Origin of the sequence: Bacillus litorisediminis, from assembly GCF_022808645.1 — a bacterium.
GTDB classification, from domain to species: Bacteria; Bacillota; Bacilli; order Bacillales; family JC228; genus Bacillus_BF; species Bacillus_BF litorisediminis.
The window spans coordinates 1-11,788 of record NZ_JAKZKT010000030.1; the positions used below are offsets into that span (position 1 = coordinate 1).

Below are 11,788 nucleotides of genomic sequence, written 5' to 3' on the forward strand. Positions count from 1 at the left end.
GTGGGCTTGACGCTGTAGTGACATCACTTATAATGCCAAGAGGTGAAGAAGGTTGACTTAAAACAAGAAACTAAGAAAACTCGAGAAAACGAAAGCTCGTGTCCAAAATTAGGGGGCCAACCCGAATAGGCCACTTATTCGGACACGAAAGGTGATAAATTAAGGAAAGCTGTCCGAATAGGCGACTTATTCGGACACGAAAGGTGATAAATTAAGGAAAGCTGTCCAAATATGCTGGGTAGTTCTCTCCCAATATAAGTGCTCATATTCAATTTCAAATCCATTCCTCCCTTTTTCCTAATTTACGATATAAATCCCACCGTAATGAAATAAATAGGTTTCCCATATCCCAACCCCAAAAGGATTTCCCCAACCAATGTCGAAAGCAATAAAAAAATGCTGCAAAAGGGGAAGTCTATGGAGATCCAAACAATCAAACAATCCTTTCAAACCTATCTGCTTTCACTTCCATATCGGGTGAAGCTAATGCTCGTTTTTTCACTGCTTATTTTGCTGACAGCCACGATATTAGGGAGCATCACCTATTACCAATTTGCCAAGTCTAGCCAAAGACGGACCGAGGAATATCAAATCCAATTGGCTGATCAAATCAACCAGAATATAAATCGGTATTTAAGGGAAATGCAGATTATTTCGTTATCCCCGCTCTATGACCAGCAAATTTTAGATATTTTAATGAATCATAAAACCCCAAGAGAAACGACATCGTTTCCGCCTGCCTCAGAAAGGCTGCCGATGTGGCGCTTTATTTCGAGTCTGATTCATATGAGAAATGAAATTAAAGGGATCCATATTTTAGCGAATGATGGGACGATTTTCAGTAATTTAGATTCGAATACTGTGATGCTGCGAGTATTTGAGCGAAATAACAAATGGATCAAGGAAATTGAAAGGGCAGACGGGGAGTGGGTGCTGCTTCCATTGCACCAGCCCAATTATTATTTAAAAAAAGATACCGCCGTATTTTCAGTTGCCAGATTAATTCGAGATCCGTCTACCTATGACCCTCTTGGCATCATCAAGATTGATTTGAAACAAGAGCTCATCGAAGAAATAGTCGGGAATACAGACTCCAGCAGTCAAATTTTTATAGTTGATCAAAACAATCAATTCATTTATCCAAACAAGGAAGACAAGATCATTGAGTCTAGTTTTATTTCCGAGCTAGAAGGTATCCAAGTCAAAAACTATACAAGCCTCCCGATAAATGGGACGGATTACATGATGGTCTATAATGAATCAGACTACTCTGGGATGAAGACGGTTATGCTGACTCCGCGATCGATTGTATTTAGTGAAGTGAATCGCTTGCGAAAAGTGTTGTTTGCGGTTGTGATTGTCGGAATCCTCATTTCATTTTTACTGGGTTTTATCCTTTCAAAACCGCTCGTTCAATCGATTCACAAATTAAGAAAAGCGATGGATAAGGTACAAAAGGGAAACTTCTCCCAGCGGGTAGAAATCACGTCAAACGATGAAATTGGTCAGCTTGGAAAGGGTTTTAATCATATGATTAGTGAAATCGATCGGCTAGTATCTGAAGTCTATAAAACAAGTTTGCGAGAGAAAGAGGCGGAGCTCCGGGCGCTGCAAAGCCAGATGAATCCTCATTTCTTATATAACACGCTAGAATCAATCAATATGCTCGCAATAACAAAAGGGAATTTAGAAGTTTCGGATATGGTCACATCACTTGGAAAATTAATGAGATATACGATTGATAATTCGGCAAAAATTGTGACGTTAAAAGAAGAGTTAACGTTTATCCAATCGTATATAGCGATTCAAAGGGTAAGGATGGGAGACAACCTCCAGTATCATGAAGAAATCGACGCAAGCGTTTTGGATGTATTAATTCCGAAGCTCGTACTGCAGCCGTTAGTCGAAAATGCAATTGTTCATGGGCTGTCAAATCGGGGAGGCTCCATTTCGATCCAGGGGAATTGTGAACAAAGTCTGCTAACCATTAAGGTTGAGGATAATGGCAGGGGGATTACACATCAACGTTTAGCAGAGCTTAAAAGTTTAATTGAGAACCAACAGCATACGTCATCTGAGAAGCATAACGGAATCGCCCTTTCCAATGTTCATGAACGAATCCAGCTATTATATGGAAACCAATATGGCATAGAGATTGGTGGCGGAGTGGAAAAAGGATTTATAGTGAAAATGACGTTACCGATTCAAAGAGAAGGGGAGAGAGGGACATGAAAGAGATTCTGGTCGTTGAGGATGAAGAAATAATCAGACAAGGGTTAAAGGTTTTGCTTGAACAGGTAATTGGCGGTTTTACCGTAACAGAAGCGAAAAGCGGCGAAGAAGCATTGTCGTTTCTTTTCCAAAGCCTGCCCCATTTAGTGATTACCGATATCCGAATGGGCGGAATGGACGGTCTCACCTTTATCGCAAAGGTAAGACAGATCTCAGCAGATGTTCCGGTTATCATTTTAAGCGGTCACAGTGACTTTGAATATGCCCGAACAGCTATGCGTTATGGGATTCAGTATTATCTGTTAAAACCGATTAACCGGGTGGAGCTATCAGAGACCCTCTCTAAGCTTTTTAAGGATTCAGAGGAAAAAAAGCAAGAAACTTCAAAGCAATTTGATAAGATTATTCAGTTTATCGATGACCATTTAAGTCATGAAATTACTTTAAAGCATATTGCCGATCATGTCTTTTTAAACCCGCAATATGTAGGGCAGCTGTTTAAATCAGAACTGAATCAGACTTTTACTGAATATATAACCGAGCAGCGTCTGAAACGAGCAAAAAAATTACTAAAAGAGACAAACTTAAAGGTTTATGAAGTTGCACAACTATCAGGCTACAAAAGTCCTAAGCATTTTATGACAGTCTTTAAGCATGAAGTAGGAATGACACCTGTCCAGTATCGGCAAAATTCATAACATTCCAAAAATCTAAGATAAACGAACTATTTCTCTTTTTGAGAGGATATTGTTGGCGGGGGAACTTTCTTAAAATGAAACACATAAGGGGAGGGATAACAAAGAATGAAAAAGATTAGTTTACTTTTTTTATCGATTCTATTGATAGCGTTTTCAGCTGCCTGCAGCAATAACGCGGGTACCAGTGAATCTGAAGAAAATGAGAACAATAACGAAGAAGTAGAATTAACTTTTATGATGTGGGGAAGTGAAGCCCATCAGGAAGTGTACAACGAGCTAATTGCGAAATTTAATGAAGAACATCCAAATATTAAAGTGAAAATCGAAAGTGTACCATTTCCAGACTATCAGCAAAAGATAACGGTACTCGCTGCAGGACGAGAGCTGCCTGATATCGGCTGGGTTGCTGAACGGATGGTACCTCAATTTATGGAGAACGACCTGTTAGAGGACGTGTCCTCCTTTGCAGATGATGCAGAATATAATATGGATGACTTTTTCCCTTCAACACTTGATTTATTTGAAAAAGATGACCAGCTCTTAGGAATTCCATTCTCAACACCGCCCATGGTTATTTTTTATAACAAGGATTTGTTTGTAAATGCTGGTGAAAAAACACCAAATGAGCATGTTGAAGCTGGAACATGGACCTGGGAGCAGTTTGAAAAGTCAGCAAAGGCAATTTCCAGAGATGGAGTTTATGGGGCCAACTTTTTCCGTGACTGGAATACATGGATTGCCTTATTGTCTCATACTTGGTCTCATGGAGGCGATCTATTTAATGAGGATCAGACTGATTTCACTTGGAACAGCTCACAGGGTGCAGAAACGCTAAAAATGCTTCAGCGCATGATGTTTGAGGATGGATCACATCCGAAAGCGGGAGAACAAGTCAGCTTTGAATCAGGCAAAATCGGCATGTTTTTTGATGTGTATAGCTATGTTTCGGCTGCCCGGAATGTACAGGATTTTGAGTGGGATATTGCACCGCTTCCAGAGGGTCCTGAAGGCAGATTCCCAATGCTGGGCCAGGCAGGCTACGCTCTCTTTAAAGGATCGGAACATCCTGAGGAAGCGCAAGAGCTTCTCAAGTTCTTTACTAGCCAAGAAGGAATTACGGCCACTTCGACATTCTTCGTGCCTCCGCGTGAATCAGTATTAAGTTCGGATGATTTTGTGGATCAGCCAAATAATCCGCCAGTAGAAAGCATTCAAAGAGCGGTTATTGATGAAATGGATAATGCGAGACTGCAAGCAGGTCACATCGAATGGCAAAAAATCGATAATGCGATTCAATTTGGATTTGATGAGTTATTTGGGGAATTGAAGGAGCCTGAAGAAATTTTAGAAGGTATGAATGAAAAGATTGATCCATTATTGAAATGATAAAAAGGCTGCGGTTAACCTGACATAGGCTTAACCGTTTCCCTTTTGATCTTTGAGGTGAATGCGTTTGACAACATCTTTACAGCATTTGTTAGAAGAAAAGAAGATGACCCTAATAGTGAGCTTGCCTGAAAATAGGACAGATCTCGCACAGGCAGCCATCCGGGCTCGAGCCGATGCGATTAAAATGCATGTCAATGTACATCATCGTGCATCTGGAAATCGATTTGCAGATGTTCAGACCTATTCGGAAACGTTTAAAAAAATCAGGGAAGAATTTTCTGGGCCGCTTGGCGTTGTGCCAGGTGGTTCGTTTGAAGATATAAGCAAAAGTGAAATGCAAAAGCTGACCGAGTTAGGCTTTGATTTTTATTCAATTTACGCCCACCATAAGCCAAGCTGGATGCTGGGGTTAGAGGGAATTGAAAAAACATTCGCGATATCCAGTGATTATCAAATAGATAGGTTCAGCAAAGTGAAACATTTTGGAGTTACGGCTCTTGAAGCCTCTATCGTTCCTGGAGAAGAATATGGATCGCCACTGACCTTTAACGATGTACTGGCCTATAACCAGCTTGCTGCAAATTTGGACGTACCTGTTTTAGTTCCTTCACAAAGAAAATTGGAGTCGCATGATATTCCGATTCTTTATCAGGCAGGAGTAAAAGCCGTTATGCTTGGAGCGATTGTAACAGGAAAAACGGAGGAGAGTATGGAGAAAGCCATTTCGACTTTTAGAGAGGCAATTGATTCACTGTAAGGAGGCAGGAAAGTTGGAATCAAAATTACAAACAGCCAAAGGCCTCCCTTTAAATATGAAGAGGCGACGGAAATTTATAGGAAGTGAAGCTTTTTATGGCTATTTATTTGTAAGCCCTATGGTTATTGGCTTTTTGATAGTCATGCTCTTTCCGCTTGTATATTCGATTTATATGAGTCTCACAGATTGGCAGCTGTTAGGGGACCCCGATTTTATCGGTTCAGAAAACTATCAGCGGCTTGTGAATGATCCCGATTTTTGGGTCGTTTTAAAAAATACCCTGATTTTCTCTGCAGGACTTGTTCCTATCAACATTGTTCTTGCCTTATTGTTAGCTCTATTATTGCAGCGTAATCTGCCAGGGATGGGTATTTTCCGGACTGCGATCTTTATTCCTGTTATGACATCGATTGTCGTATGGTCGATTATCTGGAAATATATGTTTGGAACAGAGGAAGGGTTCATTAATCAGATGCTTGCGATCTTTGGGATTGACGGACCAGCGTGGCTATATGATCCAAACCTTGCCATGGGGGCAGTCATCGTGGTCAGTGCCTTAAAAAATGTGGGACTGAATATGGTATTGTTCTTAGCAGCCTTACAGCAAGTTGATAAAAACCTCTATGAAGCTTCAGTTTTAGATGGGGCCGGAAGAGGAAAACAATTTTGGCATATTACACTGCCCATGATCACGCCGACCTTATTTTTAACTATTATTCTCACGGTTATCGGTTCAATGAAGGTATTTGGACAAATCTATGTCATGACAAATGGCGGACCAGGGAACCACACAAAGGTACTAGTCTACTATATTTGGGAAAATGCCTTTAAACTATTTGATTTTGGCTACGCTTCCGCGATTGCCCTTGTTTTATTTGTGATTATCTTATTCTTTACAATCCTGCAGTGGGCTGGCAGAAGAAGGTGGGTTTTCCATGAACAATAAAAAGAAAAACGGGACGTTTATGAAATTTTTATTTTATGGGGTCTTAACGGTTATTTCGCTGATTATGATTGTTCCCTTCGTATGGATGATTAATACGTCTTTCAAGGACCCTGCAAAAGTATTTGTGTTTCAGCTTATTCCCGAACCGTTTAAGTGGGAAAACTACTTAGAGGTGTTGCAATCAACCCCATTCCACCTGTTTTATTTTAATAGTCTATATATTGCTATTCTAGTAACAGCAGGAACAATCTTTTTAGGATCATTGGCAGGCTATGCATTTGCCAAACTGAAATTTAAAGGAAGTTCCATTTTATTTTTGTGCCTGTTAAGTACGATGATGATCCCTGTTGAAGTTATTACGATTCCGCTCTTTTTATTTATGAGAGATTTAGGACTGATTGACACACACGTTCCGCTCATTGCAATCCCGATACTAGGTCCAGCTGGTGTATTCGGCGTTTTCGTCATGCGGCAATTCTTCCTATTGGTACCTAAGGAATTGGAAGAGGCAGCCAAATTGGATGGCTGTTCCTATTTCCGCATTTATTGGAATATCATGCTTCCGTTAGCCAAACCGGCGATCGCCACCTTGACAATATTCACTTTTTTAACAAGCTGGAATGAATTCTATGAACCTCTCATTTACATTAACTCAGAAGAAAAGATGACGTTGCCGCTTGCGTTAGCTTTATTTACGGATGAGGTCGGTACAAAATGGGAGCTGCTGATGAGTGCTTCTGTGATGGCAACCGTTCCACTCTTGATTGTGTTCTTCTTTGCCCAAAAGCAATTTATTGAGGGAATCGCCATGACAGGCGGAAAGTAAGCTGCTTTGAAAAATAGGAAAGGGGATGTGTCATTTTTGAAGAGATATCTAGAATTTGATGTCGTGGTGGCAGGAGGCGGTCCTGCTGGCATAAATGCAGCGATTGCTTCAGGCAGAGCAGGTGCGAAAACACTTCTGATTGAAAGATATGGGTTTTTGGGCGGGATGTCCACGGTCGCACTTGTATACCCTTGGATGACCTTTCATACATCCTCGGGAATTCAAGTGATAAAAGGCATTGCCCAAGAAATTGTAGATAGGCTCATGAGTCAAGGCGGGTCACCTGGACATCTGCGTGATACAGTTGGTTTTACATATTCAGTCACCCCGTATCATCCTGAAAAATATAAGCTGTTAGCTTTAGACATGCTGGAGGAAGCAGGTGTTGAAGTACTGGTTCATAGTTTTGCGGATCAGGTGGAAGTGGAAGGAAACCAGATCAAATCTATTAAACTCACAACAAAATCAGGTCCGATTACCGTTTCGGCTAAAAGATTTGTGGACACAACCGGAGATGCAGATATTGCCTATCTGGCCGGGGCACCTTGTTTAAAGGGAAGAGATAGCGATCATAAAACGCAGCCGATGACGATGAAGTTTCGCATGAGAGGCGTCAACCTTGCCATGGTAAAAGAAGCAATGAAGGCCAATCCAAGCAATTTTTATAAAAAAACACCGATTAACGAACTTGATGAACTGCCGCTTACGGGTGTGCAGGGCTTTTATAAAGAATGGAATGAATCGGGCGTTCCCATCAACCGGGACCAAGTTCTTTTTTTCGCAGGGCCGGAAGAGGATGAGGTACTGGTCAACTGTACCCGTGTCCAAGGCTTAGATGGAACGGACGTTTTCGACGTGACACAAGGGGAAAAGGAAGGCAGAAAACAAGTCCTGATGATGGCTGAGTTTTTACAAAAGAACATTCCAGGATTTAAAAAAGCCTCGATTTCAGCCGTCGGAACACAAATTGGCATCAGGGAAACCCGCCGGATAGATGGACAATATGCTTTGACGATTGAGGATGTAGTTTCAGGGAAGAAATTCGAGGATACGATTGCGCTTAGCGGCTACCCAATTGACATCCATGATCCAACCGGAAGAGGCGTCCAAGCCAATGACATCCAGGGGGATGGGAGCTATGGCATTCCGTATCGGAGTCTGGTACCAAAGAAAATTGAAAATTTATTAGTAGCAGGGAGGTGTATTTCCACCACTCACGAAGCATTAGCAACAACCAGATTAACCCCAAGTGCCATGGCAACAGGCCAAGCTGCCGGAACCGCTGCTGCACTTTCTATCACAGAAAACACAGCTCCAAAACACCTCAATATCAAGAAATTACAAGCTATCCTAGTAGAAAATGGCGTAGTTCTTTGATGAAACAGAGGGACGGTTCTTCTGTTTCATCATTACTTCTCATGCTAGAACTCAACTTATGTTTACTCTGAAATCCAAGAATCGTTCCCATGTTACACACTTTAAGGTAAACCAATAATGTAAAGGAGGAGTTGTATGAAAAGCTTTCGAAATATCCTTGCTGTTATTCTTGTTGGTTTTTTATTAATGAGTTCATTAGGTGCGGTTAGTGCCGCAGAGGAAAAGAATGAACTCGCAACGATTCTTATGGTTCCGCTTGATGATCGCCCAGCTAATCTTTATTTTCCAACCAAGGTGGGGGCTTCTGCTGGTGTCGAAGTGATTGCTCCGCCGAAAGAGATGATTGGGAAATTTACGACACCTGGAAATGGGGAAGAAATCAGTAAGTGGCTGTTAGAAAATGGTGATCAGGCAGATGGCTTTGTCATTTCAACCAGTATGTTGGCTTATGGGGGGTTAGTCGCTTCAAGGACTGGTACAAAGTCACTAGAGGATGCCCTTGCTGATATCCAGGTGATTAAACAGCTAAAGGAATTATATCCTGATAAACCTGTGTATGTTTATGACACGATTCAACGACTGGCTGTGACAGCAATTAGCGATGAATATCTAAAATATTATACGCTAATTAGTGAGTGGGCCGTTCTTTACGATAAGGTTGTGAACCTGGGGATGGAAGGAAGAGAAAGGCTTGAAGAATTAGAGTCCCTGATTCCTGAGGATGTTTTAGAGGATTATAAAAAAGCAAGAGCGAGAAATCATACAGTAAACAATCTCATGATTGACTGGGTTAATGAGGGCTATATTGACTACTTAATCTTGTCTCAGGATGATGCTGCACCTTATGGTCTTCACCGTGCTGAAAGAGAGGTATTACTTGAAAAAGTAGCTTCGCTTGGAGTCGAAGATCAAGTTGCGGTTTTCCCAGGTGCAGATGAAGTCGATGTCGTACTGGTTTCGCGTTTTGTCAATCAGCTGTTTACTACATCACCGTCATTCTATGTTGAGTATAATGGGATCCACGGAAAAGACTGGATCGCTCCTTTTGAAGATCGAACCTTTGATTATAATGTTGAAAAACATATCGAAGCAGCTGGCGGAAGAATAGTTGAAAACGAAGCAGAGGCGGATATTCATCTTTTATTAAATACGCCATCTTCAAATGGTTCAACTAGAAACGAGGATAAGCTGGTTGCACGGACAAGTGAGTTGATTTCAGAAGGAAAGCAGGTAGCGATTGGTGATGTGTTACTTGTCAATAAAGCTGAGGAAGCCCTTGTCACTAAGCTTGCCGAAACAGTGGACCTGACGAAAATCCTTGCCTATAGCGGCTGGAACACAGCCGGGAACGCACTTGGAATCACCGTAGGTCATGCAGCAGCCCGTTTTGCCTTTACAGAACAAGAAAATCAATTCGGTGTTCCTTTATATGAACAAACAGCAGAATCCCACTATGAGTTTCTGTTGCACCGATTTGCCAAAGATCAAGGCTATAAAAACGTCGTTCACCCAGCAGCCAGAGCCTATATCCAACAAATTGGAGCCAGTGAATGGGATTTAGGGGCCAATTATGAGCTTGTGAATAGTTTTGTAAAAGAAAAATTAACGGCCGAAACCGAAAAGTGGTACCAATACTTTGACGGAAAAGAAGTTTACATCGGATCTAGAGGAACCCAGGGTTTTTATATGACCATTTCCGAATTAGAAGGAGTTCATGTAAAACTCCCTTGGCCGCGGATTTTTGAAGCTGAACTAGAGCCTGAGTTGGAATTGCAGTGAAACAAGGGGACGGTTCTTCTGTTTCAGGATGAAACAGAAGAACTGTCCTTATTTCATGTAATCTCGGAAGCGGGGGATTTAGTTTCGGTAGTGGAGTTTTACTACCGGTAGCGTAGGGTTTACTACCGGAAGGGAGGGTTACTACCGGAAGCGGGGGATTTACTACCGGTAGGAAGGGTTTTACTACCGGAAGCGGAGGATTTACTACCGGTAGGGATGATGTTACTACCGGAAGCAAGCGATTTACTCACAGTAGGAAGAGTCTCACTCTGAGAAGCAGAAAGAGATGCTGCCTATAATCGAACTCGACCGCATCTCATTTCTTTAATCAATAACAACTTCCTCAATAATCGAACTGCCCTCTGTTTGTTCCGCATCAAGCCACTGCCATTTCTCATGTAGCCTGATTCGGCCATCGGCTAAGATTTCAGGAATCGAAACACATTTTCCGCCTCTTATTTCATTTTTGCTATTTACGTGGTTATATCTGAATTCCAGGGAACCATCCTCTCTTACAATGCCAATGAGGGTTCCTTGAATAATTTCAACACCGCTATAGGTGGCTGAAACAATATTTCCATTCTGTCTATACTCGAAAAAAGTATTGGAAGAAACCTCACCATTATCCGTATTTTCCATCGAGACAAATTTACGGCCATTATAATCTATCATATTTTCTCCCCCATCTACTAAACCAGGATAATTGTTGAATAAATGCTGTCATATTCCCCAAACAACAGCTGCCTTGCGGATTATTGACTTCACAGCCGCAGCGATTTTCTTTAATGTTTTCACGAATTGGTTCAACTGGAGTCAAACCTTTCACCAGATAATCCACTATTTTTTCTTTTGTCCAATCAAAACAGTAACAAATAGGGGCTTTGTCATCTTTTTGGTGAACTGGAACCTTTAAGTCAGAAACAAGGTATTTTTTATGATTCGAATCATAATAGACTACATCGCAATCTGAGGTTGAACAAAAATAGTGAGTCTCTTTAGAATTTAAAGTAACTAATGAAGCTGGTTTAAGCAATGATTTCAAAGTAATGAGTTTTACACGTTTGGCTTTATTTTTACAGGATGGACAATAATCATGATTTTCTATTTTAATTTCATTTAACCCGTTACAGCATGCTTCCATCATTTTCCCCCTTTACCAAAATAAATACCGCTAAACAGCATGTTTACCTAAGCGATTTCCCATCTAAAAATTCCCTCATTAACTCATTTGAAATTTGAACCGCTTCCGTCCGATCACCTGCTGGAGCAGAAATGATTAAACCGTTTGCTGCCGTCCAGTCTCCTTTTAATATGGTAAGCTTGCTTAAATTTTTATTGATAAACATAGTTCCATAAGAATAGGTATATGGTTTTCCATCTTCTTTATAACCGACATAAATGATTGAACCTAGTCCGTTTTCAAGAAAACGAACCACCACTTTTCTCTGATCTTCCGGAACCGGCAGCACTTCGCCTTCGATATCAATCGTACCTTCAAATGTCCTTTGACCATTCAGACTTCGTTGTACGACTCCGTTAATATGTATATTTACTTTTTCTGCCTCAGCTTCACTTTCTAATTGAAAAGAAACACCTTCGAAGGTTTTAATATGCTGGGTAGGGAAGGTGTACCATAATATATAAACTGTTAATGCTAATAAAATGGTAATCAAAGTTCCTATTATAATTTTCTTCATTTCATCACTCCGTGAAATGCTAAGGTGTTCTTAGCATTTCTGTCTCTATAAAATTTAAAACAACTTAAAACCATACTAACATAAAAT

At 40.9% G+C, this 11,788-nt stretch carries 11 protein-coding genes; 8 read left to right on the forward strand and 3 right to left on the reverse strand.

The features are described from left to right. The first annotated feature begins 417 nt into the window (after positions 1-417). The 8 genes from MLE14_RS14990 to MLE14_RS15025 all read left to right on the forward strand — a co-directional run bounded on the left by MLE14_RS14990 (position 418) and on the right by MLE14_RS15025 (position 10,004). On the forward strand, positions 418-2,232 hold the full coding sequence (locus tag MLE14_RS14990) for a sensor histidine kinase (RefSeq protein WP_243299231.1): 1,815 nt from the start codon (positions 418-420) through the stop codon (positions 2,230-2,232). After that, positions 2,229-2,930 (forward strand): response regulator transcription factor, encoded by a 702-nt coding sequence (locus tag MLE14_RS14995; RefSeq protein ID WP_243299232.1) that lies wholly within the window; start codon positions 2,229-2,231, stop codon positions 2,928-2,930. The genes MLE14_RS14990 and MLE14_RS14995 overlap by 4 nt, the downstream gene beginning before the upstream one ends. 105 nt (positions 2,931-3,035) lie before the next feature. Further along, positions 3,036-4,316: an ABC transporter substrate-binding protein gene (locus tag MLE14_RS15000; protein ID WP_243299233.1), complete on the forward strand. Its 1,281-nt coding sequence runs from the start codon at positions 3,036-3,038 to the stop codon at positions 4,314-4,316. A gap of 61 nt (positions 4,317-4,377) precedes the next feature. Then, positions 4,378-5,076, forward strand: a complete 699-nt coding sequence (locus MLE14_RS15005) for a hypothetical protein (protein ID WP_390628959.1) — start codon at positions 4,378-4,380, stop codon at positions 5,074-5,076. A 13-nt stretch (positions 5,077-5,089) separates the two neighbouring features. Continuing rightward, entirely contained in the window at positions 5,090-6,022 is a 933-nt protein-coding gene (locus MLE14_RS15010) for a carbohydrate ABC transporter permease (protein ID WP_390628961.1), read from the forward strand. Continuing rightward, positions 6,012-6,848 (forward strand): carbohydrate ABC transporter permease, encoded by an 837-nt coding sequence (locus tag MLE14_RS15015; RefSeq protein ID WP_243299235.1) that lies wholly within the window; start codon positions 6,012-6,014, stop codon positions 6,846-6,848. Before MLE14_RS15010 ends, MLE14_RS15015 begins: the two co-directional genes overlap by 11 nt. Positions 6,849-6,884: 36 nt before the next feature. Next, positions 6,885-8,225, forward strand: a complete 1,341-nt coding sequence (locus MLE14_RS15020; RefSeq protein ID WP_243299236.1) for an FAD-dependent oxidoreductase — start codon at positions 6,885-6,887, stop codon at positions 8,223-8,225. A gap of 135 nt (positions 8,226-8,360) precedes the next feature. Further along, complete coding sequence (locus MLE14_RS15025) at positions 8,361-10,004, forward strand: DUF4127 family protein (protein WP_243299237.1); 1,644 nt, start codon at positions 8,361-8,363, stop codon at positions 10,002-10,004. A gap of 324 nt (positions 10,005-10,328) precedes the next feature. On the opposite strand, the gene MLE14_RS15030 is transcribed toward MLE14_RS15025, so the two are convergent. The 3 genes from MLE14_RS15030 to MLE14_RS15040 are packed head-to-tail and all read right to left on the reverse strand — an operon-like array spanning position 10,329 to position 11,701. Then, positions 10,329-10,676, reverse strand: a complete 348-nt coding sequence (locus MLE14_RS15030; RefSeq protein ID WP_243299238.1) for a n-acetylglutamate synthase — start codon at positions 10,674-10,676, stop codon at positions 10,329-10,331. After that, entirely contained in the window at positions 10,663-11,145 is a 483-nt protein-coding gene (locus MLE14_RS15035; RefSeq protein WP_243299239.1) for a putative iron-sulfur cluster-binding metallochaperone, read from the reverse strand. The genes MLE14_RS15030 and MLE14_RS15035 overlap by 14 nt, the downstream gene beginning before the upstream one ends. A gap of 43 nt (positions 11,146-11,188) precedes the next feature. After that, a complete protein-coding gene (locus MLE14_RS15040) occupies positions 11,189-11,701 on the reverse strand; it encodes a hypothetical protein (protein ID WP_243299240.1) in 513 nt (170 codons plus the stop codon). Positions 11,702-11,788 lie beyond the last annotated feature (87 nt).

Coding starts and splice junctions, on each gene's coding strand:
- MLE14_RS14995 (WP_243299232.1), top strand. CDS start 2,229: ATGAAAGAGATTCTGGTCGTTGAGGATGAAGAAATAATCAGACAAGGG.
- MLE14_RS15000 (WP_243299233.1), top strand. CDS start 3,036: ATGAAAAAGATTAGTTTACTTTTTTTATCGATTCTATTGATAGCGTTT.
- MLE14_RS14990 (WP_243299231.1), top strand. CDS start 418: ATGGAGATCCAAACAATCAAACAATCCTTTCAAACCTATCTGCTTTCA.
- MLE14_RS15035 (WP_243299239.1), bottom strand. CDS start 11,145: ATGGAAGCATGCTGTAACGGGTTAAATGAAATTAAAATAGAAAATCAT.
- MLE14_RS15015 (WP_243299235.1), top strand. CDS start 6,012: ATGAACAATAAAAAGAAAAACGGGACGTTTATGAAATTTTTATTTTAT.
- MLE14_RS15040 (WP_243299240.1), bottom strand. CDS start 11,701: ATGAAGAAAATTATAATAGGAACTTTGATTACCATTTTATTAGCATTA.
- MLE14_RS15030 (WP_243299238.1), bottom strand. CDS start 10,676: ATGATAGATTATAATGGCCGTAAATTTGTCTCGATGGAAAATACGGAT.
- MLE14_RS15005 (WP_390628959.1), top strand. CDS start 4,378: ATGCGTTTGACAACATCTTTACAGCATTTGTTAGAAGAAAAGAAGATG.
- MLE14_RS15025 (WP_243299237.1), top strand. CDS start 8,361: ATGAAAAGCTTTCGAAATATCCTTGCTGTTATTCTTGTTGGTTTTTTA.